Origin of the sequence: Robertmurraya dakarensis (assembly GCF_900156875.1) — a bacterium.
Classification (GTDB): domain Bacteria; phylum Bacillota; class Bacilli; order Bacillales; family Cytobacillaceae; genus Robertmurraya; species Robertmurraya dakarensis.
Map to the genome: position 1 here is coordinate 748,232 of NZ_LT707409.1, position 24,107 is coordinate 772,338.

The 24,107-nt window shown below is 36.8% G+C and carries 23 protein-coding genes and 1 pseudogene; 18 read left to right on the forward strand and 6 right to left on the reverse strand.

Annotated features, from left to right (window positions below; translation table 11 throughout):
- Positions 1-33: 33 nt before the first annotated feature.
- Complete coding sequence (locus CZ487_RS12640; RefSeq protein WP_077212497.1) at positions 34-1,242, reverse strand: MFS transporter; 1,209 nt, start codon at positions 1,240-1,242, stop codon at positions 34-36.
- Between the two features lie 214 nt (positions 1,243-1,456).
- Here CZ487_RS12640 and CZ487_RS12645 point away from each other — a divergent pair, with 214 nt between their 5' ends.
- Positions 1,457-1,846, forward strand: coding sequence for a winged helix-turn-helix transcriptional regulator (locus tag CZ487_RS12645; protein WP_077212498.1), 390 nt, complete (start codon positions 1,457-1,459; stop codon positions 1,844-1,846).
- Between the two features lie 37 nt (positions 1,847-1,883).
- Complete coding sequence (locus CZ487_RS12650) at positions 1,884-2,204, forward strand: DUF3221 domain-containing protein (RefSeq protein ID WP_077212499.1); 321 nt, start codon at positions 1,884-1,886, stop codon at positions 2,202-2,204.
- On the opposite strand, the gene CZ487_RS12655 is transcribed toward CZ487_RS12650, so the two are convergent.
- Positions 2,133-2,984: a hypothetical protein gene (locus tag CZ487_RS12655; RefSeq protein ID WP_237562876.1), complete on the reverse strand. Its 852-nt coding sequence runs from the start codon at positions 2,982-2,984 to the stop codon at positions 2,133-2,135. The genes CZ487_RS12650 and CZ487_RS12655 overlap by 72 nt on opposite strands.
- Before the next feature lie 181 nt (positions 2,985-3,165).
- Positions 3,166-3,765: an MSMEG_1061 family FMN-dependent PPOX-type flavoprotein gene (locus CZ487_RS12660; protein ID WP_077212501.1), complete on the reverse strand. Its 600-nt coding sequence runs from the start codon at positions 3,763-3,765 to the stop codon at positions 3,166-3,168.
- A gap of 214 nt (positions 3,766-3,979) precedes the next feature.
- On the opposite strand from CZ487_RS12660, the gene CZ487_RS27160 reads away from it, so the two are divergent.
- The 6 genes and pseudogenes from CZ487_RS27160 to CZ487_RS12705 all read left to right on the forward strand — a co-directional run bounded on the left by CZ487_RS27160 (position 3,980) and on the right by CZ487_RS12705 (position 9,754).
- A complete protein-coding gene (locus CZ487_RS27160) occupies positions 3,980-4,222 on the forward strand; it encodes a hypothetical protein (protein ID WP_077212502.1) in 243 nt (80 codons plus the stop codon).
- Positions 4,223-4,289: 67 nt separating this feature from the next.
- Positions 4,290-5,504, forward strand: coding sequence for an MFS transporter (locus CZ487_RS12670; protein ID WP_077212503.1), 1,215 nt, complete (start codon positions 4,290-4,292; stop codon positions 5,502-5,504).
- A gap of 276 nt (positions 5,505-5,780) precedes the next feature.
- Positions 5,781-6,665 (forward strand): PhzF family phenazine biosynthesis protein, encoded by an 885-nt coding sequence (locus CZ487_RS12680; RefSeq protein WP_077212505.1) that lies wholly within the window; start codon positions 5,781-5,783, stop codon positions 6,663-6,665.
- Between the two features lie 191 nt (positions 6,666-6,856).
- Positions 6,857-7,729 (forward strand): AraC family transcriptional regulator, encoded by an 873-nt coding sequence (locus CZ487_RS12685; RefSeq protein WP_077212506.1) that lies wholly within the window; start codon positions 6,857-6,859, stop codon positions 7,727-7,729.
- 1,108 nt (positions 7,730-8,837) lie between these two features.
- A pseudogene (locus CZ487_RS12700) lies at positions 8,838-9,137 on the forward strand (GyrI-like domain-containing protein); the annotation flags it as partial.
- On the forward strand, positions 9,134-9,754 hold the full coding sequence (locus tag CZ487_RS12705; protein WP_077212508.1) for an NAD(P)-dependent oxidoreductase: 621 nt from the start codon (positions 9,134-9,136) through the stop codon (positions 9,752-9,754). The pseudogene CZ487_RS12700 and the gene CZ487_RS12705, both read left to right, overlap by 4 nt.
- A gap of 182 nt (positions 9,755-9,936) precedes the next feature.
- Here CZ487_RS12705 and CZ487_RS12710 read toward each other — a convergent pair whose 3' ends face one another.
- Positions 9,937-11,172 carry an MFS transporter gene (locus tag CZ487_RS12710; protein ID WP_077212509.1) on the reverse strand — a complete coding sequence of 412 codons (1,236 nt, stop codon included), beginning with the start codon at positions 11,170-11,172 and terminating at the stop codon, positions 9,937-9,939.
- 297 nt (positions 11,173-11,469) lie between these two features.
- On the opposite strand from CZ487_RS12710, the gene CZ487_RS12715 reads away from it, so the two are divergent.
- Positions 11,470-12,009, forward strand: coding sequence for a DinB family protein (locus CZ487_RS12715; RefSeq protein ID WP_077212510.1), 540 nt, complete (start codon positions 11,470-11,472; stop codon positions 12,007-12,009).
- A 412-nt stretch (positions 12,010-12,421) separates the two neighbouring features.
- On the opposite strand, the gene CZ487_RS12720 is transcribed toward CZ487_RS12715, so the two are convergent.
- Together CZ487_RS12720 and CZ487_RS12725 are read right to left on the reverse strand one after the other, a co-directional pair.
- On the reverse strand, positions 12,422-12,862 hold the full coding sequence (locus CZ487_RS12720) for a cell wall hydrolase (protein WP_077212511.1): 441 nt from the start codon (positions 12,860-12,862) through the stop codon (positions 12,422-12,424).
- Between the two features lie 501 nt (positions 12,863-13,363).
- Positions 13,364-14,023, reverse strand: a complete 660-nt coding sequence (locus CZ487_RS12725; RefSeq protein ID WP_077212512.1) for a transglycosylase domain-containing protein — start codon at positions 14,021-14,023, stop codon at positions 13,364-13,366.
- A gap of 793 nt (positions 14,024-14,816) precedes the next feature.
- Here CZ487_RS12725 and CZ487_RS12735 point away from each other — a divergent pair.
- From CZ487_RS12735 to CZ487_RS12775, 9 genes are all read left to right on the forward strand, one after another.
- On the forward strand, positions 14,817-15,419 hold the full coding sequence (locus CZ487_RS12735) for a nucleotidyltransferase family protein (RefSeq protein WP_077212514.1): 603 nt from the start codon (positions 14,817-14,819) through the stop codon (positions 15,417-15,419).
- 20 nt (positions 15,420-15,439) lie between these two features.
- Positions 15,440-17,602, forward strand: a complete 2,163-nt coding sequence (locus tag CZ487_RS12740; RefSeq protein WP_077212515.1) for a xanthine dehydrogenase family protein molybdopterin-binding subunit — start codon at positions 15,440-15,442, stop codon at positions 17,600-17,602.
- Positions 17,595-18,062 (forward strand): (2Fe-2S)-binding protein, encoded by a 468-nt coding sequence (locus CZ487_RS12745; RefSeq protein ID WP_077212516.1) that lies wholly within the window; start codon positions 17,595-17,597, stop codon positions 18,060-18,062. The genes CZ487_RS12740 and CZ487_RS12745 overlap by 8 nt, the downstream gene beginning before the upstream one ends.
- Positions 18,056-18,940: an FAD binding domain-containing protein gene (locus CZ487_RS12750; RefSeq protein WP_077212517.1), complete on the forward strand. Its 885-nt coding sequence runs from the start codon at positions 18,056-18,058 to the stop codon at positions 18,938-18,940. Before CZ487_RS12745 ends, CZ487_RS12750 begins: the two co-directional genes overlap by 7 nt.
- 44 nt (positions 18,941-18,984) lie before the next feature.
- On the forward strand, positions 18,985-19,791 hold the full coding sequence (locus CZ487_RS12755) for an XdhC family protein (RefSeq protein ID WP_237562877.1): 807 nt from the start codon (positions 18,985-18,987) through the stop codon (positions 19,789-19,791).
- A 1-nt stretch (position 19,792) separates the two neighbouring features.
- Complete coding sequence (locus tag CZ487_RS12760; protein WP_077212519.1) at positions 19,793-20,125, forward strand: XdhC family protein; 333 nt, start codon at positions 19,793-19,795, stop codon at positions 20,123-20,125.
- A 35-nt stretch (positions 20,126-20,160) separates the two neighbouring features.
- On the forward strand, positions 20,161-20,631 hold the full coding sequence (locus tag CZ487_RS12765; protein WP_077215301.1) for a nucleoside deaminase: 471 nt from the start codon (positions 20,161-20,163) through the stop codon (positions 20,629-20,631).
- A gap of 613 nt (positions 20,632-21,244) precedes the next feature.
- Entirely contained in the window at positions 21,245-22,519 is a 1,275-nt protein-coding gene (locus CZ487_RS12770; protein ID WP_077212520.1) for an ABC transporter substrate-binding protein, read from the forward strand.
- Positions 22,520-22,728: 209 nt separating this feature from the next.
- Positions 22,729-24,033: a GHKL domain-containing protein gene (locus CZ487_RS12775; RefSeq protein ID WP_077212521.1), complete on the forward strand. Its 1,305-nt coding sequence runs from the start codon at positions 22,729-22,731 to the stop codon at positions 24,031-24,033.
- Positions 24,034-24,107: the final 74 nt, after the last annotated feature.

Consider the following 24,107-nt stretch of genomic DNA (forward strand, 5'->3'; position numbering starts at 1 on the left):
CATCACCTCCTTATTTGCTTGAAAGAGAGCTTTTTAAATGACAAGTTCTTTTGTTTCTTGTCGCAGTTCTTTGCTTTCAAGTGATTGACTCCACCCTGTTAGAAGGACGGCTGCCAGAACCATGAGGGATCCGATCCATGTTGTATGGATGAGTCCAATTGAATCGGTAATAAGTCCGCCTAAGAAAGAACCGAGTGCAATTCCAGCGTTGAAAGCAGCGATATTAATGGCCGAAGCTACATCTACCGCAGCAGGGACATAACGCTCTGCTAATATGACTACATATACTTGTAATCCTGGCACGTTCATAAAAGCCATAAGTCCCATAAAGAAAATGGTCATTAAGCCAACTATTTTAAATGGAGCAGTAAAATACAAGATAAATAGGATAATTGCTTGGACAATAAACATATAAAATAATGCTTTAATCGGGTTTTGATTCGCAAGCTTTCCACCAACCATGTTTCCAATCGCAATGGCGATACCATATATAAGTAAAATCACTGCAACGATTCCTTCTTTAAACCCAGTGATATTCTGTAACAATGGGGATAAGTAAGTAAAGACAACGAATGTTCCACCATAACCCAATGCAGTAATGGTAAAGATAAGCAGTAAGCGACCATTTGTGATTAATTTGAACTGATCTTTAAGTGTAGTTGGATTTCCTTTTCGTAGATCTGATGGAACCAAGATGCTATTGGCAAATAGTGCAAGGATACCTACAGCTACAATAACGATAAAAGCAATTCTCCAGCCAAATTGGTTACCGATGAATGTTCCGAATGGTACCCCTGTTACAGTTGCTACTGTCAGCCCTGTAAACATAATTGATATCGCACTAGCTCTTCGACTTTCTGGCACTAGATCAGCCGCAATCGTAGAGCCGATAGACATGAAAATACCATGTGAAAAGGCGGAAATCACACGCGCTATAAGTAAAACGCCGATACTTGAAGCTGCTGCAGCGATACTATTTCCTATAATAAAAATCACCATAATCCAAAGCAGTAAAGATTTTCGTGACATCCTAGAAGTAATAGAAGTTAGGATAGGGGCTCCAAATGTTACTCCTAAAGCATATAAAGAAACGGTTAAACCGGCTGTTGTTACAGATATATTTAAATCCTTAGCAATTAATGGCAAGAGCCCAACACTGATGAATTCTGTGGTGCCTATGGCAAATGCACTTATTGCTAGTGCAAGTAATGCGAAAGTACTTCGCTTTTTATCTAGAGACATTCTTTTTTCCTCCTAAAATGATGGTGTTGTTGTTGGGTTATTAAGATCATTTAAAGTAAACGATAGAAACAATAATGAATACTGTTATATTCAACCCGCAAATGCTATTATGGGATAAAAGGATATTGAAGAGAAGTACGCACTTTAAAGTTATATAGATACTTAAAAGTTATATAGGTACTTTTTGGTGCCTATGTATTGGGAGGAACTTACAATGCAGCTTAAAAAATACAATATATCGGTAGAAGCCACTTTAGAGGTAATTGGGGGAAAGTGGAAATGCGTGATTTTATGTCATTTAACACATGGAAAGAAACGCACCAGTGAATTGAAACGCCTCATGCCAAACATTACGCAAAAAATGTTAACTCAACAATTACGTGAGCTAGAAGAAGATGGAGTCATTAATCGAATTGTTTATAATCAAGTTCCACCAAAAGTGGAGTATGAGTTTAGTGAGTATGGTTGGAGTTTGAAGGGGATATTGGATTCACTTTGTGCTTGGGGAGAAAAACATATTACCAAAGTTTATGGGAATAAATTTGATGTACTAGAAGAGAACGTACTAAATGAACACTTAACGGGTAGCGATAGTAAGTTATAATAACATTTTTTTCTGGATAAGTGAGGGAGTGTTTTTCTTGAGAAGGCTATCAGTAGCTTTAATGCTTATCGTCGGAATTTTATCAGGATGTGGGAACCCATTAAACAATATAACTTTCGAAGGGCATATTATTGAAAAACGAAATCAAAATGGATTCCAAATACTTGTTATGAAAAATATCCCAAAAGAGGATATAGAAAAAAAGTCAAGAGAAGAACTTATCAACCAAGCAAAAGATGACTTCTCTGCCACTTACTTTTTTGTCAAAGAGGGGAAATATAAAGAGTTAGAAGTGGGTCAAAAAGTTGTTGTCACAAAGGTCAGCCATCTCACTCGTACAGAAGCCTATGTCAAATAACTCTTCAAAGTAGAGCTCTTCAAACATCTTGTTCAAAATCCCATAGAAATAGGCAATCGGTTTACGGATGGAACTTGATTTTAGCTTGCTGATTAGTTGTTTAAAAGCATGAATCGAGATTGAGAGCACTTCTTCCTTATCCTGTTCATAATTATGGTGATAGGCAGCAATGCTTGTCATTCTCCAGTATTCTTCAATGATTTTAGCTTCTGGAAAGAAGCATTTTACTAGATTGGTAAAAGCAGATGGAACAGTATCACTTGTAAAAGTATGGTCTAGAACAGAAGATTGAGAATCCTTTTGTTCTGCAGGAATCGTTTCTGTACGTTTATTATTCTCTTTAATATTAGTTTTAGAAAGATTAATAGTTTTATTATGGTGGTTCAATTTATCCTCTTCAGGTGGTTCATTTTGAAGAAAGCGGTTGAACACATAAAGGTTGCTGGATTGTGAACCATTTTTTCTTTCTGTTTCGTGTACCGTTAAGATGCCGAACGCAATGGCTTTTTGGACCATTCTTTTAAAAGTAGAACGAGAGATGCCGTTGCCTTCATACTCCTCATGAATGGCTTTTAACAATGTGCCAATCTTGGCATTCGATACCCCAGGAATTTTCGCAGCAAAACGAACCAGCCGCTTTAAGCCGACTAGCTCTCCCTTCGTAAATTCATATTTATGTACCGCTAACCACATTTCCATATGGTTGTTGAACTCCTTCAGAGACTCAAACTGGGAAAAAGATTGAAACTGATCCATACTGCCTGATTTAATATTCATCATTCTGCACTCCCTTCATTCTCTATATAGGGAGAATGAGGGGAAAAGGACAGGGGGGCTTCAAAAAAAATTTTTAAAGGCCCATTCAGTTATTGTTAGATATCAACTTTATCTATTAAGAGCACATAACAGCAGTAGAATTGAATAAACTGGTCGAAACAGTTACATTTTAACCTAACAACCATTACGGTTTCTTTAGCTCTACACCGTTTATCTCTAAATGTGCTTTGAATATTTCAAGACCTGAAGGAATTGCTTCATTGTCTGGCCATGAATCAGAGTTCCAAATTTTTGATTTTTTCAGAGCTCGAGAACAATGGATAAAACATTGTTCTACATCAACACCAATTCCAAGTAAGGGAGGTTTTTTATTATGATTTATTGTATCCAAGATTTCTCTATTTCTAATAATTGTAGCTTTACCATTTATCCGTAGTACCTCATCTAGGCCTGGGATGATAAAAACTAGTCCTACATGGGGATTTGATAAGATATTGATTAATGAATCAACCCTTTTGTTACCTGGGCGATCAGGTATCACCAGCTGGGATTGGTTTAAGATTTTAATATCACTTGGTAGATCACCTTTTGGTGAAACATCACATTTTCCGTCAGCATTTGATGTAGACAGGAAAAATAGAGGTGACATTGAAATAAATCTTATACAGTACTCATCCATTATTGTAATTTCCTTTTTTATTACATGGTCATGGGGCATCCCGACTATTTCCCTAAGTTCTTCTTCGGTAGTAACTGCTTCACTAGTAAAATCTAATTTCTCCATTTGCAATTTCCTTTCTATAACAAACTGAAAAATTTATAACACTATTATGCAAATTATAATCATTAAATTGAGATTAATAATTTTTATCAATTATAAGTAGTTTAACTTATTACTATGGTGATTCCAATGTTTATTCTAATATTAGTGAGAATGATGGTATTGATCATTCTCACTAGATTGAATCCCTAGTAGTGGTTTTCTGAAAGTTGCTGCGTTGTCACCAATTTCATGTTTAAACATTTTATTAGTTGGTACATTCCGAATTCCAGCAAACGATTTAATTCAGTATACTTACGGATGTACGGCACTAATTGAAACATTTGCATTAGAACGTGCTAACGAAGCATATGATAAAATGATGGCTGTATCGACTAGATTTTTACATATCTACGAATCTAACGGGTACATGAATAGAAAGAAGAATAAGGTTGCTATGGCGGACCTTTTTAATAAGTAATATTATTATTTTTTATATTCGGGTATAGTTAGTTATAATAATATGTTATATCGAAAAGGGGGTTATGATGATTCGAGGGTCTTGGAAAGCGTTAGCATGGATTGGAATAGCTGAATTATGCGCCTTAAGCTTGTGGTTTAGTGCTTCGGTTATAGCTCCCGAACTCGTTCAAGTATGGAATCTTGGCTCCAACTCGGAAGCTTGGTTGTCTGCTTCTGTCCCCATTGGTTTTGTGATAGGTGCATTCGTTAGTTCCTATTTCGGGATAGCAGATCGTTTTAATCCTCGAAAAGTTCTTGCACTTTCAGCGTTTCTAGGGGCACTATTGAATTTCACACTTGTACTAGTAGATCATGCTTTTTTCGGTATCGCCCTTAGGATATTCACTGGTGTATCACTCGCGGGTGTATACCCGACCGCTGTAAAAATTTTATCTCAATGGTTTCCAAAAAATCGCGGGCTGGCTATTGGTATTTTAATAGCCGCATTAACTCTAGGGTCCTCTTTGCCGCATTTTATTGTGATGTTCTTTTCTTCTTTAAATTGGCAATTAGTGATTATTTGTAGTTCAATATTGGCACTACTGGCAGCTATCATTGTCAATTGGATATTAGAGGATTCTCCAGTAACAACTAAAAAAGTACCTTTCTCTTTTAAACTAATTAAAAAAGTAGTTTCGAATAAACCAGTTATGCTTGCGAACTATGGTTACTTTGGACATATGTGGGAATTGTATGCGATGTGGACGTGGATACCAATCTTTTTGACCGCTAGTTTTACAAGCTATTCTCCAGGGGTTTCTCCTTGGTTCATTGCATTATCCTCTTTTATTACCATCGGAATTGCTGGGGGAATTGGTTGTGTAGTAGGTGGATTAGTCTCAGATAAAATTGGAAGAGCTAACTTAACGATTATTTCTATGTTGATCAGTGCTATTTGTTGTATCTTGATTGGATTTACTTTTGGTCAATCTATTTGGTTAACGCTAATCCTTTCTATTATTTGGGGAATGTCTGTCATATCTGATTCTGCCCAGTTCTCTGCCGCGGTTTCAGAAGTTGCAGATGTTGAGTATGTAGGAACGGCCCTTACTTTTCAGATGTGCATTGGTTTTCTAATCACGATCTTTTCTATCAATCTAATACCCATTATTCAGAGTGTTGTTGGTTGGGAATGGGTATTTGCCTGTTTAGCAATTGGACCGGTTCTTGGTATCGCATCTATGGTCCAATATAAACGGCATGAAAAGAATAATGTCAAAGTACTATATTCAAAGAGTTGAGTTAGGTGAGGTATATCCTGGCCTTGAGGATAAAGCACAATTGTTTATCTCGGAATTTAAGTCTTCCACAATCGGGTGCATTCAGGGAATAAAGAATGCGCTTTTTACTTTTAATGGCCAAATGATTGAGAAGGTTAACCAGGACAATTGGATATTTATATAAATCTGGTATTGTAAAGGTTTGTAAAGTTTAATAAAAGTATATTTATTCCTTTAAATAAAAATGAAATAATTGGTCTATCGTTTAAAATAAGAAAACAATGGAGGAAGTGCCTTATGGAGAAAATTCATTATTCTATTGTCGATGTGTTTTCAGAAGGAAAATATACAGGGAATCCAATTGCAGTTTTTAAAAATGCCGGGAAAATTTCTGATCGTGAAATGCAAAAAATAGCTAAAGAAATAAATTATTCGGAAACAACTTTTATCTTGTCTGATTCAAAAAATGATGGTGGTTATGATGTCCGAATTTTTACACCTCTTGAAGAAGTTCCTTTTGCTGGTCATCCGACTTTAGGAACAGCATATATCATTCAAAACGAAGTATTAAAAGGATCATCAGAAAACCTTATTTTAAATTTCAAGGGGGGAAAGATACCCGTTTCATTTAATCATCAAGAAGAAGTTTTATGGATGAAACAAAATGAACCGACTTTCGGTAAAATTTTAGATTTTAATGAGGTTGCTGATGTTTTAAACATTGATAAAGAATACATCGATGATCGATTTCCTATTCAAGAAGTTTCAACTGGACTTGCAGTAATTATTGTACCTTTAAATTCCTTAGAGGCAGTTAAAAAGGTAACAATAAATAAAGAAAAATACTTTGAATTAATACAACATACGGAAGCAAAAGCAATAATGGTTTTTTGTCCGGAAGTATACCATTCGGAAAATGATTTAAATGTTCGAGACTTTGCAGATTATTATGGTATTCCTGAAGATGCAGCCACTGGCAGTGCTAATGGATGTTTAGCTTCTTATCTAGTTAAATACAAATATTTTAAAAAGAATAAAATTAACATTCGGGTAGAGCAAGGATATGAAATTCAAAGACCTTCTTTATTATTTTTAAAGGCAGATGAAGATAATAACGGGAAAATCAACGTTTATGTAGGAGGTAAAGTAGTAAAAATTGCTCAAGGGGAATGGCTTCTTTAGAATTTTCGCTCGTTTTGCCTTAGGGCCATATTGTTAAGGAAGCTACAAGAACAGGAATAGATTATTTGTGAATTATTTTTTTAAAATGAAACGGTGGCAGATACATAGTATGAACCCGACAAAATGGTGCATGGAATGTCGGACTGACACATTCAACTCCTGTTATTCTATTGATGAAAGGAGGTCATTTAATGGATTCGCTAAAAAGTATGAATGAATCAATGAGGTATATTGAGGATAACCTCACTAACGATATAGATTTCAAAGTGGTGGCAAGAATCGCTCAATGTTCAGAATATCATTTTAAAAGAATGTTTTCTTTTCTTGCAGGTGTAACATTATCAGAATACATTCGCCGTAGACGATTAAGCTTGGCGGCATTTGAACTTACAAATCGTAATTTAAGGATAATTGATATTGCGGTAAAATATGGATACAATTCACCAGACTCTTTTTCTAGGGCTTTTCAACATTTTCATGGTGTAACCCCATCAGAAGCAAGGAATAACGGACAGCAATTAAAAGCCTTTCCACCAATGACCTTCCAATTATCAATTAAGGGAGGAAATGAAATGAATTACACAATACAACAAAAAGAGGGATTTAGCATAGTTGGTATTATGAAAAGAGTTCCGATTATTTTTGAAGGGGAAAACCCAGAAATTTCAGCGATGTGGAAATCCTTGAATATGGAAAAAATAGAGCAATTAAAAAAACTCTCAAATGTTGCACCGGCAGGGATTATTCAAGCATCAACAAACTTTTCTGAAGGACGTATGGAAGAAAAAGGAGAGCTTGATCAGTATATAGGAGTGGCAACCACACAAAAGTGCCCTGAAAACTTTTCAGAATTAGAAGTTCCTGCCTTAACTTGGGCGATATTTGAATCAACCGGACCTTTCCCTGGTACACTACAGGAAACTTGGGGCAGGATTTATTCTGAGTGGTTTCTATCTTCCCATTACCAAGTAGCAGAAGGACCAGAAATCTTATCGATTAAAACTCAAGATTTAACTTCACCATCTGTGACAAGTGAAATTTGGATTCCGGTTTTAAAAAAGTAATAAAATTTTAGATACCTTATTCTGGTGCCTTTCCCCCACTGCATTAACGCTTTATCACAGTGGGGCGCAGGCACTATTTTACAGATTCCGCTGCTGGGATTAGGAGGGTCCGATCTATCGTTTAGGAGTACGGGTTAAGAACCCGTAGATAAATAGAGGGAAAAATTCCGCTTAATCAGTAAAATGGATTGAGCATAGGCACTAATAGATGGAGAATTTCCCTTTATTGATTCTAAAAAAGTGAAAATAGGCTATTTTTCTTTGGATAAGTGGAAAATCTCCCTTTATATCCCACGAAACGAGCGTCATTCTGATTTTTACGGGAAATTCTCCACTTATTTTACTTTCGTTTGTTACCCATTTAAAAGGAATTGCGATGAGGACCATTGCTTTGGATTTAATTCCTTCTATTATCCTAAAAAAGCCAAACAATCCAAAACGCTAGAGGCAAGGATTGAGTAGCCAGGAGAGAATATAATCTCCTTGCTCTAATTTTTAAGCAATTTTATTACTTTTACTTTATAATAAAGGAATGCTTAAAAGGAAATACAAGAGGTGGAAATGGATATGAAGATAACAGACGAAGCTCGTGATGAGTTTAAGAAAATGTTCAAAGAAAAGAATGCCAAAAACATTCGTATCTTTTTTGATGGTTTTGGCTGAGGACAGCCGAGGATTGGACTGGCTCTGGATGAGCCAGAAGCTGACGATATTATCGTTACTATAAATGATATAAAAGTAGCAATTGACCCTATTATTGAACCGAACACAGAAGATCTTATCCTTGATCGCAGTGGAAATGGTCATGGGATTTCAATGATCGGTAACACAGGAAGATGCTGTTAATAAAGACGTTAAGGGTGTTTAATTAAATAACAAGACTGTCGATCCATCTTTCAAATAGATGGATTTTTTTGTATTGAATTTGTATAAAGGCCTACAAGGAAATGATATGCTGTTATTGAATTAACGAACTGTCTATTTGAAGAAACATTCGGGTAGAGAAGGATATGAAACTGAAAGATCTTCTTTATTATTCTTAAAAGCAGATGATGATAATTTTATGTCGGAGGTAAAGTAGTAAAAGTTTGCTAAAGATGAATGGCTCAATATTGAGCCGCTAGGGATTATTCAAGCATCAACAAACTTTTCTGAAGGATGTATGGAAGAAAAAGGAGATCTTGATCAATATATAGGAGTGGCAACCACACAAAAGTGCCCTGAAAACTTTTCAGAATTAGAAGTTCCTACCTTAACTTGGGCGATATTTGAATCAACCGGACCTTTCCCTAGTACACTACATGAAACTTGGGGCAGGATTTATTCTGAATGGTTTCCATCTGAAAGACGAAATAATAGCATTAGTATTGTAATATTTGTATTCGTAAAGAGGAGGATATATTTTTGAATATTTTAATTTTAGGTGCAACTGGACGAGTTGGAAGTCAAATAGTAACTTATGCCCTTCATGATAGACATCATGTTACTGTATTAGTTCGCACTCCAGAGAAGATTCAAATAGATAATGAAAATTTAACCATTATTCAAGGGAATGTTTTAAGTAAAAATGATATAGTACGTGCAATGCATGGGATTGATGTAGTTATTAGTGCACTAAATACTGATGGTACAACCACTCTATCAGAAAGTATGCCGCTTATTTTCAAAGCAATGGAAGACGAAGGTATACAACGAATTATTACGATAGGAACTGCAGGGATCTTACAAAGTAGAACTAGTCCAACCGTACTCCGTTATCAGTCAAGTGAATCAAAACGTAAATCAACCCGTGCAGCAGAAGAACATCATAAAGTTTACGATATACTGAAACAATCAACACTCGATTGGACGATTGTATGTCCTACATATTTGCCAGATGGAGAAAGAGAAGGTCACTATCGAATTGAACGTAATTTTTTGCCAGAAGGTGGTATGAAAATATCAGTTCCTGATACAGCAGAATTTACTTATCGTCAGATAGAAAGTAAAGATTATATTCAATCACGTGTAGGTATCGCCTACTAATTTTGGCAAATAGATGATTTCAGGATGAAGTCTTTTTGTAGAACTATCTGGGCGCAGCTAAATAGAATAACGAAGAGCCGATCCATCTTTCATATAGGTGGATTTTTTTATTTTTTCATAGAAAATGACCGTTTAAAAACGGCCACTTCTTGCTAAATTAAACTGTGGATCACAGATCGAATCTATCTACGAATCCCTTGTGGATGACGATGGTCAATCATTTTTAATATTGGAGCAATTAATAGGATTGATCCTATAAGGAAGGCTCCGACAATATAAAAAGACATTTCAAGCCCTGCTTTCTCTACACATATCCCAAATAGAAGTGGTACAAAAACGGCCGCAAAACGATTGGACATCTCTCTCAGTCCAACAGCCAGCCCCTGAACTTCTGAGGAAACCGATTTCGAAAGAAGCGAGATTAATACAGGCAAAGTCATACCAAGAAAAAAACCTGAGATGACAACAAGAATAAATAAAGGCCAAAAGCCTTCAAAAAGAGGTGTAATGACTAACGGCATTAAATATAAAAATGCTATAACAAATAATAAATTTTTTTCATTAACAAATCGTGTAGCTATTTTTATAAAAAGAGGGGAGAATGAGCCAACCAATGAAAATAAAGAATAAAGAATCGTGATTTCCATAACAGATAAGGAAATATCCTCTAGATAAACAAGGTAAAATGATCCTCTCATACTAAATCCAGCTAACCTCAAAAACGTACCAAATACAACCATCAAAACGACGGGAATGGCTAAAAGGTGCAGTAATTTTTTAAACGTTCCTCCTTTCGATATGTCTCCTATATTTTCTGTTTGATCATCTTTATTACCTTTGGATTGTTCCTGCAAAAATAAGGAAGAAATGTATAAACAGAGCGCCCAAAAACAGATCAGTAAAAATCCTCCCCAAGGACCATATAATTCCCAACAATATCCTGTCAACAATGGCCCTGCAAAAGTTCCTATATTTACGGAGAAGCTAAAAATACCAACCGTGTTCGTATCATCGTAATCTTTTCTGATTTTGGCAATATGTGTTTGAGCAGCAATCCATATCATCGTCTGAACTTGGCCAACAATCAACTGAAGAACAATGATAACCCCAATAATTGGAATAAGGGGGTGTAAAAAGGTAAAAAGGATCATTAATAAAGCACAAATGCAAATAATCTTTCTTGACCCTACAAGATCGACCATTGAACCTGATTTGATTGCAAGGAGCAATGGTAGAATGGAGAAAGCACTGACTGCAAGTCCGATCATAAAAGGGGAAGCCCCTAGTGATAAAGCGTATAACGGAATAAGCAGAACCATCATTGTTTGCAGGCTTAAGCTGAAGAAACCAATGGAATAGATAGCAAGCTTTATAGTTTTTTCGGGTTTTGCTTGAATGATTTGCTGTGCTGTTTTCATGTTTTCCCTCCATTTATTTTCCGATAAATAAACTAGTAATCTATATTTACTTTTACAATATCATACATTCCGTTCGAAAAAAGACTAATTAGTAAGAATATTTTAAAAAATAGAGTAAATTGCTGATACATGGATCCTACAATCCCTCATTCCTATTTCGCTATTCATCTGCATACATATTTATCGTACGCCCTTAAATGATCAGATTAAAGATGAAGAAAACATAATTAGATGCTCTTTGCTGAAAAGATATCCGAACAAAAGTAATACTTAAAAACTATGAAAAGGAGTAATTGTATGCATTTTAATATGAAAGAAGCGATAGAGGTGCTTGAACGTACACCGCAAACGCTGGAGGTTTTTTTAACCGGCTTATCGGAAGGGTGGATGCACTGTAATGAAGGGGAGGGAACCTGGAGTGCTCTTGAAGTGGTGGAGCACCTCATTGAGGGAGAGAAAAATAATTGGATACCAAGGTTAGAATTTATTATTCAGGAAGGCTGCAATAAACCATTTCCGTCATTTGACCGATTTTCACACTTAAACGATAGCACTCAAAGATCAATTAACCAAGCGTTGCATGAATTTAAAGCAATAAGAGCACAAAATATAAGTAAACTTAAGTCTCATATCGAATCTGATATTCATCTGGAGATACAGGGCTTCCACCCTGCATTTGGGATAGTTAAGATAAGAGAGCTGATTTCCACGTGGGTAGTTCATGATCTAACACACATTGCTCAAATTGTAAGGGTAATGGCTGAGAGATACAGGGACGACGTGGGTCCTTGGATAGAATATTTAGGTATTTTGAAAAAGCAGGAGAGTAAGGATTAGGTGTTACAGGCAGCTAGATGATAAAAAGATGCTGATACCCGCATCTGGGATCAATCTTTTCGTTTAGGAGTTCAGGGTAAAAACCCGTTGTTATATATAGAGGGAAAAATTCCGCTTAATCAGTAAAATGGATTGAGCATAGGCACTAATAGATGGAGAATTTCCCTTTATTGATTCTAAAAAAGTGAAAATAGGCTATTTTTCTTTGGATAAGCGGAAAATCTGCCCTTATATCCAGCGAAACGAGCGTCATTATGATTTTAACCGGAAAATCTCCGCTTATTTTATTAACGTTAAGATTCTTGTGCCAGTCAACCGCTAGTGCATTAGCACATTGGGGGACAGGCACTATCTCTTATATCGAACTCAAACCAGCCAAACAACTGCATCATTAAAACTTTGGGGGTATTTGTTAATATCTATAAGCACTTTCGCATGTATTAGCCTGTGGTTCATAATAACAATGTTGTTTATATTGTCCTGCAAATGGTTGACCGTACCAAGTAGGAGGACATGGGGCATAAGGATTAAAGTACCAAAGGGAATACTTAGAGGGGTGTTGTCTCCAAAATTTCACAACTTTTCGTGCTAAATCTTTCTCTACGTCTCTTGCTGGACTATAAAATAAACTACCTTTTTGTACTGCTTCAAAAGAATAGTTTCCACCTTGAACATGAAAAATCACATCCCTTATGGTTCTTACATCCTTAAAATCTAAACAATCAACTACTGCTCGGTTTACAATGACATTCCCAACCATTAGCATCCCAAGTCGTCCTTCACCCACCGCTTCTGCCCTTATCATCCTTGCTATTAAATCAATATCCTTGCTGGTATATTTAACTCTTGCCACGACCATCACCTCTAAATAATTGTATGAAAGAACCTTTGAAAAATGTTAGCCTCTAATAATTTAATCTGATCGGGTATGTACCACTTTCACAAGGAAAAAATTCGTGTTAAATAAACCGATTAAATTTAGATCTGAGGAAGGTGAGTTAATTTGTGAAGGGTAAAATTCTAAGACTTGCTTTTTAATCGCAGCGACTGTTATATATAATGGTTCTACAAAGGTACACGAAATGGAAAGTTAGGGTTGCTAGTTGGGGTAAATCGAGCAAGATCTGATTTTCTTATTTTAAAGACGCAAACAAATGTTTTTCCAACAACGGAAGAGAAGATTGAGGCTGCCACAAAAGGGGTTACTTTTATCAAGTACAAGCAGGGAAGGGAAATGAATATACCCATTAGCGGGGGAAGTAATTAGTTAAATGAGAACTATACCCTGACGTTAATCTAAAAAAGGCATTGCGAGTATTCGCCATGCCAATAATATTTATGTGGTCTATTCCTTTTAATTATTATAATCTTTTAGTGCCTCGATTACTTCCTTTTGTCTTTCCTTAGCAAGATTATAATTTGTGCTTAAGTCATAAAGGCTGGGAGCTTGTGGTAAACCGGCTAAGAGTGTTGCTTCATCATAATTAAGTTCAGAGGGGCTTTTACCAAAAAAATTTTCACTCGCTTCTTTAATACCGTAGTTACCGTCCCCGTAATAGATAATATTGACATAAAGTTCAAGAATTTCATCTTTGTTATAGATCCTCTCAAGGTCAAATGCTACAAATAATTCTGCTGCTTTCCTAATGAAAGTCTGCTTACCACTAAAGTAAAGATTTTTGGCAACTTGTTGTGTTATTGTACTACCACCTTGTTTTAATTCATTCTCTTTCAAATTAATAAAAATTGCCCGACCGAGTGATATAACATCGAAGGCTCCATGATCATAAAATCGGTGATCTTCAATGGATATGATTGCATCCGTAAAAATGGGACTAATCTCTTCTAAAGGGACGTAATTTTCATTTTCTTTAATAAGTGCGACCTTTTCTTTGAGCGAAACCTCTGCAATGGCTTCTTTATATTTGAAATAACCAAATAATCCAATTACAAAAACGCAGCATACAATTACAACTAAACCCAATCTAATTAGACCTCTAATAAACTTCCGCATCGCCTTACCTCTTACATTTTGACATATATTTTTAGTATAACAAACGCAAGGAAGTCCATTAAAGGGTGGATTTTTGATCTGCCAGTCAAGTCCTTGTGAAGCTCATGTATGAAAGAAAATGAAGTAATTACATTTAATGGTGAGGTTGAAAATTATAAATTTCATACAAGTCCAGATAATGATATGTAAATTAAGATACTGGTGCCTCTCCCCGCTGCATTTAGATGATAAAAACATGCTGATTCCCGCGTCTGGGATCAATCTTATCGTTCAGTAGTTCAGGGTAAAAACCCGATCTGATTAATAGAGGGAAAAATTCCCCTTACTCAGTAAAATGGATTGAAAGTTGGCACAAATAGAAGGAGAAATTCCCTTTATTGATTCGAAAAAAGGGAAATTGGGCTATTTTTCCTTGGATAAGCGGAAAACTTCCCCTTATATCCCCCGAAACGAGCGTCATTCAGGTTTTAACGGGAAAATCTCCGCTTATTTTTCTTTTGTTACTTACTCATTTAAAAGAGATGAAAACCAATTGCTATCCAAAAAACCCCAGAGTAACCTCAAATAGAAGATTCTGGGGTCCCGTCCCCCACACCATTAATGCTCAAGCACATTGGTGCCTAGGCTCCATTTCTCCGATTCACTCCAAAATTTTCAGCAGAGAAGACAAGCAAATGATGCAAGTTATACGAAAAATTTAGAAGCATATAATGATCAATAAACATGGAAATTCCTGCCCACAATTACAGTAACTGCCACTAAAGGCATAGTGGTTACACCGGGAGGTCATCAGGTGGAGTCGACGGAAGCAATTATCTTAGCAGCCGGCTATTCAAGCAGGGCAAATGATTTTAAAATGACTTTAAAGATCGGGACGATGACCGTATTGGAGCACACCGTTTCTAAATTTGATGGAATATGTAAAAAGGTTATTATTGTAGGTGGATTTCAGTGGGAACATATAAGAGAAACCATCACAACGATACAGAAGAATAACAAATATGACATGGATATCGTAAGTGTATTTAATCCAAGATTTGACGAGGGGATGTTTAGCTCCATTCAACGGGGATGTAGAGAAGTGCAAGCATCTAGTTTCTTCATTACACCCGGAGATTGTCCGCTTGTCGAAAAGGAAACGATTCGAAATTTAGCAAGAGTAGAGGGGAATATTCTCATTCCAAGTTACCACATGAAAGGTGGTCATCCGATTAAATTAGCGGGTGAGATCAAGAACATAATACTTGGAGCAAATGCTGCTTGTAATCTACGAAATATTCTTCAAGGCTTTGAAAAGCATTACTTAAATACAGCAGATCCTGGTATCCTGATGGATCTGGATACTCCAGAAGATATAAAAAAAGGAATAGACTATTACAGTAAAAGAATGTCATAGACCAAAAGAGGTGTTGCGTAATGCTTAATAAAGATATAAGTACCTCTGTGAAGAAAAAAGAGCACGATGGGAAAGTATCAGGTCAACTCCCTTATATTAGCGATGTCAAATTAGATACTCTCCTGTATGGTGTGTTGTATCGATCACCTGTTGCCTACGGTAAAGTCCGATCCATCCAGCTGCCCCCATTGCCTGCAGGTTATGAAAAGATTGGAGCCGAACACATCCCTGGGAATAATTTTGTGAAAATTTTGAAAGAAGACCAACCCATTTTTGCGAATGAGTGGGTCAATTATATCGGTGAACCCATGTTCATGCTTGTTGGACCAGAGTTAGACATTCTTTATCAATTGTTAGAACAAGTAGAAGTGGATATCGAAGAGCATCAAGCGATTTTTACATTAAAGGAAGCGATAGAACAAAAGGATCAAGCGGGGATATTTGCCAGTCATGAATTTGGTGAAGATCTGGACGTGATCCAATCTATTGAAAAAAATGCACATCAAGTGATCGTAGAAGAGTACGAGACGGGATATCAAGAACATGTCTATTTGGAACCTCAAGGAATGCTTGGGATTTACAAACAAGATGAGATTCTTGTAGAAGGATCAATGCAGTGTCTTTATTATGTGAAAAATGCATTGGTTAGCGCATTGGCATGTGAGGATGATGAGGTAAGGGTGATCCAAAGTCCTACAGGCGGTGGCTTTGGCGGGAAAGAGGATTTCCCCTCCATGATGGCTTGTCATGTTGCCGTAGCTGCAAAGGTTGTTAAAAAACCGGTTATGCTCTTGTTTGACCGTGCTGAGGATATGGAAGTAACGACGAAGAGGCATCCAGCAAAATTTAAATATCGCACTGCATTAGACAAACAAGGAAATATACTTTGTATGAGTGTGGAGCTTTTTCTTGATAGCGGGGCAAATGCAGGCTTAAGTCCAGTCGTATTGCAAAGGGCACTATTAAATAGTGCAGGGGTATATAAAATTCCGCACTTTCATGCGAAAGGTTATGCGCTAAAAACCAATACAGTCCCTAATGGGGCTTTTCGAGGCTTTGGCGCACCGCAAAGCTTTGCCGCAATTGAAAGTCATATGGGACACATCAGCAAAAAGGCCAATCGAGATTCTATTGAATATAAACGAAACTATATGGTGAAACAAGGCGACCCAACTATTACAAACGGGAAATTCAAAGATCCCGTTCTGTTAGAAGACATGATCATGGATTTAATGAAAGTCACGGACTATGCAAAGAAAAAAGCGGAGTATCGTAGTTTTAACCAAAAAAGTAATCGCTATAAAAAAGGGATAGGAGCTTCCTTTTTCCTGCATGGATGTGGATTTACCGGAAGCGGCGAAAGAGATCATATCAAAGCGACTGTTAAACTAGCAAAAACAGAAAATGATGGAGTGCAGATCAAGATCTCAAATGCAGACATTGGTCAAGGTGTGCTGACAACCATGAGCAAAATTGTAGCCAAAGAGCTTGACTTGCCTTATGAAGACATATCCTTTCCATATCCCGATACGAAAGTAGTTCCTGACTCTGGTCCAACCGTTGCATCTAGAACCACGATGATTGTTGGAAAATTGCTAGAAAGGGCAGCAAAAAAACTGAAAGAACAATGGCAGTCGGGTGTTGCTCAAGAGGTCATCGAACATTATGTACATGAAGAAATGATTCCTTGGAATGAAGAAAAATTCTCTGGTGATGCTTATCCAGCTTATGCGTGGGGAATCAATTTTATTGAAGTGGAAGTGGATACCTTAACTGGGAACGTTAGAGTAGAAAAGGTTTACGGAAGTTTTGATATCGGAAAAGCGATTGATGAACGCATTGTAAAAGGGCAAATCGATGGCGGACTGGTTCAAGGAATTGCTTACGGTTTTATGGAAAAAATGACGTCTAAATCAGGCAGGATCCAACAAAAAAGCATTTCAGATTATGGACCCCCAACCGCTATGGATGTCGTTCATATTGAAAGCAAACTCTTTGATAATCCTTATGCTGGAGGACCTTATGGCGCGAAAGGTGTCGGTGAGTTGCCTTTAACTGGAGGAGCTCCTGCTGTGCAAGCAGCTATAGAGGATGCCTTGCAGATATCCTTTTATCAAATTCCTGTTACACCAGAATATATTATCGAAAGTTTGATGAAAAAGGCAGGGGAAGCGCTTGATTAAATTTAAACTTAATGGAAAAGAAGTTGAAACTAGTGCTCCGCCAACTCTAAGATTAATTGATTTATTACGAGACGAATTTGATTTAATTGGTACAAAGGAAGGCTGTGGCGATGGGGAATGCGGGGCTTGCAGTGTGATGGTGAATAATCTTGTGCAAAATAGCTGTCTTATTCCGATCGGTGCTATCGAATGTGCAGACATCCTTACCATTGATGGCTATAGCAAAACGGAACTATTTAAGATTTTAAGTGATTGCTATTCTGAGGCAGGCGCCGTGCAATGCGGCTTCTGTATACCGGGAATGGTCATGGCAAGTGCCGCATTATTATCTGAAAATCCAAATCCCACAGAAGAAGAAATACGAGAAGGAATCTCAGGAAATTTGTGTCGATGTACGGGCTATAACATGATTGTGGATGCCATTTCCTTAGCAGCGAAAAAGGGTGATGGCATATGGTAATGCATACAGTTTCATCTTATCGATTTGAGAGTCTAGAGGAAACGATTTCTCAACTAAGCAAAGAAGACTGTCAAATTATTGCCGGCGGCACGGATATCATGGTTCAGCATAAAAGCCCAAGAGGGGTACCCGCAAAGTTTGAAAAACCGATTGTTTTTATTGATCATTTAAAAGAATTAAAGAAGATTTATCAAAACAATCAAGATATTCATATCGGTGCTTGTTGTTCCTATAGCGAATTGCTAAAACACCCCCTCATACCGAAAATCCTAAAGGTAGCAATACAACAAATCGCAGCGCCAGCTATTCGAAATAGAGGAACGTTAGGCGGGAATATTTGTAACGCATCCCCTGCGGGAGATACTTTGCCTCTATTATATATCTATAACGCAAAAATAAAACTGAGATCGTCAAAGGGAGAAAGGCTAATAGAAATTAAGGATTTTATCCAAGGACCTAGAAAGGTGAAAATATCAAAGGATGAAATACTTACAGAAATCATATTACCAGAGGTGCAGGAAGAAGGCACTCATTTTGTTTTTGAAAAAGTAGCTAACAGAAGAGCAGATGCCATAGCGAAAATATCGTTTGCGGGTTCGCTGCGTTTAGATGAAGGCAGGATTATTGATGCAAGATTTGCATTTGGTGCTGTGGGGCCAACTGTCGTACGTTTTATGGATATTGAACAAACAATCGTGGGGGAAGCATTTCCTTTGGATAACATGGTGATTGATAGGGTCGTTGCTGGTTTTGATAGAAAAATAAACCCGATAGATGATCATCGTTCAACGGCTGTATATCGGAAAACAGTGGCACTAAATTTATTGCGTTATTTCTTGAAAAAAAGAGCATTTAAAGAAGGTCACCGCATCAACTAATGACCATCTTTTCTAAATTGGATTAAAGTGGTGAGGTAGTATAAATGATGAGCTCCGAAATGTTGCAAATGATGAAGAATAAGTTAAATCAGCAAAAAGTAACGGCTTTAGTGACAATTACCTTTCATCCGGAACCATCTTATCTTGGAAAGATGTTATTAGTTTGTGAGGATGGAAGTTCATACTATGAACAATCTGAAATGGAATTTTTTGAGATTAGTATAAAAGAATGGTGTCAACATCTTATTCAAAAGCGAAAATCGAAAACGATCACTATTCAGATTAATAACCTAGATGTAGAGTTTTTTGTCGAAGTAGTCCCTCCTCCGCCTCATCTTATCATTGCTGGGGCGGGTCATGTTGGAAAGGCGCTCGTTCAAATGTCTTCTATGCTGGGGTACTATATTACGATTGTAGATGATCGCCCTGAGTTTGCGAGACAGGATATCTTACCTTTGGCAAATGAAGTCATCTGTGAATCATATATAGAATTTTTCCAAAAATGCACCATTACCGCAAATACTTGGATCGTACTTCTAACAAGAGGTCATCAATTTGATGTGTTTAGTCTTCAAGAATTATTAAAGAGGACGGAAACTCCTGCGTATATTGGAATGATTGGAAGTAGAAGAAGAATTGCCGGTGTGTTTGAGGAGCTGAGAGAGGAGTTCCCAGACAATATCTTCGATCACATTTATACACCAGTAGGTTTGGACTTAGGAGCTGAGACACCATCAGAAATCGCCGTCAGTATTTTAGCAGAAATGTTAATGGTTAAAAACAACAAATCGGGACACTCACTGAGTACACAAATTCGCAGGTTAGCAAAATTAGGTTTTCGAGGTGGATAGATTGGATAATATCAAACTCATGGAGAAGGCTGTTTCATTACATGTAAGCGGTGAAACTGCAGCCCTTGCGACCATCATCTCCAAAAAAGGATCGATACCAAGGAATGTCGGCTCTAAAATGATTATTTTTCGAGATGGACAAATCATCGGTACGGTCGGTGGAGGGTGTGGGGAAGGAGAAGTCATTGAAAAAGCGTTTGATGTAATCGACACTGGAATTCCTAAAAAACATAAGGTAGACCTGACGAAAGGATTATTTTACGAAGATGGCGGGATTTGCGGCGGAATCTTTGAGGTTTTTATTGAACCATTAAAAAAAGTGCATCCACATTGAAAGGATTTGACGTGAGAATGGAGAGGTGATTGGTTTTGCAGGAAATAGACTTTATGAACAGGGCAATAAGTATTGCTCATGAAAATGTCGTGACAAATAATGGAGGACCGTTTGGAGCTATTGTTGTGAAAGATGGAAAGGTAATCGGCGTTGGCAGGAATGAAGTGACCCGAACATATGACCCAACGGCCCACGCAGAAGTTCAAGCTATACGAGAAGCATGTAAATTTTTAGGAAGTTTCCAACTTACAGATTGTGAGATCTATACAAGCTGTGAACCATGCCCTATGTGTATTGGAGCTATTTATTGGGCTCGACCAAAGGCGGTATATTATGCATGTACAAAATCAGAAGCAGCTAAAATTGGATTTGACGATCAGTTTATTTATGAACAACTAGACTTACCCATCGAAAAACGCAGTATAAAAATGAAACAAATTTGCCCAACTAATTATGACCACCCATTTGAAACATGGAAAAATTCGACGAGTAGGGTGGATTATTAACAAGTAAGTTTCCTGCAGAGCTTGGAAAAACACCAAGCGCTTTTTTTTGTGAAAAAACCGGCTTGGATAGGAATACATCATCCATGAAGAATTCCAAGCAAAATTGAATGAGAACCCATCCTTGAAAGCTGCACTCGAAGCTATACAAATTTGGATGGAAATGGATTTTGATCTCAATATAGTTCCATATTTACTAGTAATTTGAAAATTAGTAGGGATAAAATCAATTATAACTAGTTAGTTCCAAAAAATGTTAAAAGGAGCGTTAAAACTTTTATTTTAGATCCTATTATTCCGCTATTTTCCAAATTATTTAACAATTTGAAGCTAAGCATGGGGGAAGGAGCTTACGCTTCCTATAGTGTTTACAGCTGGAATCTCTCTTTTCTATCGAGAGCGTTTCTTTATGTTTATTACTCTCTTTAAGATGAGTTTAGAAAGAGTACACAAATAGTCTGAATATTTGTATAATTTTTAAATATATTTAACATATATTTAAAAAAATCAAGTTGTTTTATGGATGATATTTTCAAATGATAGCGTTTTCATTGAGCGAAAGAAAGCGGGTTTGGCAGTAAGAAAAATTTGATATAGAGGAAGAGGAGGAGTACAAATGAGAGGAAAAAAGCTTTTTTTATGGGGGATTTTCAGCTTATTTATGTTGTTTATGCTAACAGCCTGTTCAGGTGAAACAACCAGCAGTGAAGACTCATCAAGTGTAAGGGACGAAGAAGCTGGCAATGTTGCACAGGGTGTGACAGAGGATGAAATTTTGATAGGCCATATTGGTCCACAAACTGGTCCTGTTGCTATTTACGACATTGTACGGAAAGGGATTGACTCCTATTTCAAGTACGTCAATGAAAACGGAGGAGTGAATGGGCGCCAGTTGAAACTGATTGCTTATGATGATCAGTATCAACCAGCTAAAACCGTTCAGGTGGCAAAAAGATTGGTAGAGGAAGATCAAGTATTTGCTACAGTGGGGAATGTGTGTACTCCTTGTAACACTGCCATAAAGGATTATATTGTTGAACAAGGAATACCAATGGTATTTTTGGGGACTGGAGCGAATCAATTTTTTGATCCTGCACTACCAAACTATTTTGGGTCAGATATTTTAAACTATCGAATTGAAGCTCAAGTATTTCTCGATTTTGCCATAAACAAACTGGATGCCAAGACCATCGCCATTTCCTATCAAAATGATGATTATGGAAAAGAAGGCCTTGAGGCCGTTAGAGCAGCGATTAGCAACTATCCTGGGGTGGAAATTGTCGCTGAGGTGGCACACCTTGCTACAGACACCGAATTTAGTTCGCAGGCACAAAAATTACAGGAGGCAAATCCGGATGCGATCCTGCAATTCTCGACTCCGAATCCGGCAGCTAATATGAAAAAAGCGATGCATAAAATTGGATTAACGGAACCAGCGTTTATTGTTTCTTCAGTAGGGGCAAATGATAACAATCTATTTGAATTAGCTGGTAAAGACGTTTGGGAAGGAACCTATTCTGGTGCAACATTCCCGATGCCTGAAGTCGTCCCTGATGATGAAGAAATGCAGCTTTTTGTTGAACGCTTCTCAAACGATTATCCAAATGAACCTACAGCAGGATTTTCACAGGTTGGATGGGCTGCAGCACAAGTTTTAGTAGAAAATATTAAAAGAACTGGGGACGAACTCACTTGGGAGAACTTTATCGAGTCTTTCTATACATTTGATAATTGGGACGGTTCTCTTTATGCCGGGGTGTCCTTCTCAGAAAATAATCATTACGGTCTGACTTCCATGTTTATGACACAGGCGCAAAACGGCATTATCCAGCCGATTACAGACACGATTACATTTGATCCAGAAACAAGAGAGGTTCAATATAATGAATAATTAATCCATAAAACTGATAATGGTGCCTATCCTCCGCTACATTAATGCTTTAGCATATTGGGGGAAGGGCACCATTTCTATGACATGAAGTTCCCAAAAATATATTAGAATGATAATATATAATACTAGTAGTAATAAAAAAATCAGGTGAAGGCTCTTTTTTTATCGGCGCATAAAAAATAAAGCTTATCGACAAGGAAAAATGCCCTATGTTTAATAGAAAATTAAAACTCATATTTACAATATTCATTATTCTTTTATTATTTTTTATAAGTCTAAACATTTATATGTCCTATTCCAAAATTACTCGAACGGTAGAAGAGTCTATCGCCAATCGAAGCCTTCAAGCAGCAGAGTCTATCGCTTCTTCGATGGATGTAGAAGGATATAAAAAATTTTTGGCTAACCCTGTTAAAAGCCAGGAGTATTGGGAAATTAGAAAGTATTTAAATGATGCACGGGAAAAAATTGGCGCCCTTCACGTCTATACTTTAGTTGTAGATAATCCTGTAGTATCGAGGGGCATGATCATTGGAATGCCTGAAGAGATTGATGAATTCGCCATAGGAGAAGTTTGTACAGTTCCAGAGAAGCAAGTGAAAATGGCCTATGAGGGAAAAACATACGTTACTGGCGTAATTACAGATCTAAAATATGGGGATTATTTATCTGTCGGGGCACCGATTAAGGATCAAGAAGGCAATATTATTGGCTTTTTAGGAATTGATATTAGTGCAGATGTCCTTAACGATATTGGCCAAAAAATATTAAAGGATAGTGTTTGGCTATTAATTTTTAACGGTGTATTTGTCCTAATTGTAAGTATTTCATTTATTCTCATTCAGAGATGGTATCATCGAGAAGCAGCAAAAGAAATTAAGGATACTGAAAATATCTATCAGTCAGAGGTAACATCGTTAATATCTTCTGTTCAATCTTTAAGGCATGATTTTCTAAATCATATACAAGTTTTACATGGTCTTCTAAAAATAGGAAGTCATGAAATGGCTCTAGAATACGCAACTTCACTTTTTAAGGAAGCTCGTGCAATTGGGAAAATGGATTTTAACATTAAGAACCCTGGATTGTCAGTTTTATTGCAAACAAAGAAATTTTCAGCGCAAAATTATAATATTGACATTGAATTCAATGTAACGAATCATTCCTTTGAAGCAATCAAAACAGTAGATTTAATTAAGATTTTATCCAATTTAATCGATAATGCAATTGAAGCCGTTATAGAACTCCCGGAGGATGAACGGAAAATAGGCATAGAATGTAAGGCTGAATCAACTAAGTATTTGTTTAAGATTACTAATACAGGTCAGAAAATACTGGATAAAGAACTAATCTTTAAAAGAGGCTATTCGACTAAAAAAGAAGAGCAGGGAAAAATAAGGGGCCAGGGATTATATATTGTAAAGAATGTAATCCATTCATATGATGGGCAAATATTAATAGACTCAACTGAGAATAAAACAACGATTGTTGTAGTAATCCCTATCAAATCCTAAGTTTTTAATTGTAAATATAAATGGACGGTGAACCGTACCATAAGTGAAAAAGGCCTGCTGAAATATAAAGGAGT

Coding starts and splice junctions, on each gene's coding strand:
- CZ487_RS12770 (WP_077212520.1), top strand. CDS start 21,245: ATGAGAGGAAAAAAGCTTTTTTTATGGGGGATTTTCAGCTTATTTATG.
- CZ487_RS12715 (WP_077212510.1), top strand. CDS start 11,470: ATGCATTTTAATATGAAAGAAGCGATAGAGGTGCTTGAACGTACACCG.
- CZ487_RS12645 (WP_077212498.1), top strand. CDS start 1,457: ATGCAGCTTAAAAAATACAATATATCGGTAGAAGCCACTTTAGAGGTA.
- CZ487_RS12725 (WP_077212512.1), bottom strand. CDS start 14,023: ATGCGGAAGTTTATTAGAGGTCTAATTAGATTGGGTTTAGTTGTAATT.
- CZ487_RS12710 (WP_077212509.1), bottom strand. CDS start 11,172: ATGAAAACAGCACAGCAAATCATTCAAGCAAAACCCGAAAAAACTATA.
- CZ487_RS12755 (WP_237562877.1), top strand. CDS start 18,985: ATGATGAGCTCCGAAATGTTGCAAATGATGAAGAATAAGTTAAATCAG.
- CZ487_RS12640 (WP_077212497.1), bottom strand. CDS start 1,242: ATGTCTCTAGATAAAAAGCGAAGTACTTTCGCATTACTTGCACTAGCA.
- CZ487_RS12740 (WP_077212515.1), top strand. CDS start 15,440: ATGCTTAATAAAGATATAAGTACCTCTGTGAAGAAAAAAGAGCACGAT.
- CZ487_RS12660 (WP_077212501.1), bottom strand. CDS start 3,765: ATGGAGAAATTAGATTTTACTAGTGAAGCAGTTACTACCGAAGAAGAA.
- CZ487_RS12775 (WP_077212521.1), top strand. CDS start 22,729: ATGTTTAATAGAAAATTAAAACTCATATTTACAATATTCATTATTCTT.
- CZ487_RS12750 (WP_077212517.1), top strand. CDS start 18,056: ATGGTAATGCATACAGTTTCATCTTATCGATTTGAGAGTCTAGAGGAA.
- CZ487_RS12680 (WP_077212505.1), top strand. CDS start 5,781: ATGGAGAAAATTCATTATTCTATTGTCGATGTGTTTTCAGAAGGAAAA.
- CZ487_RS12685 (WP_077212506.1), top strand. CDS start 6,857: ATGGATTCGCTAAAAAGTATGAATGAATCAATGAGGTATATTGAGGAT.
- CZ487_RS12655 (WP_237562876.1), bottom strand. CDS start 2,984: ATGATGAATATTAAATCAGGCAGTATGGATCAGTTTCAATCTTTTTCC.
- CZ487_RS12670 (WP_077212503.1), top strand. CDS start 4,290: ATGATTCGAGGGTCTTGGAAAGCGTTAGCATGGATTGGAATAGCTGAA.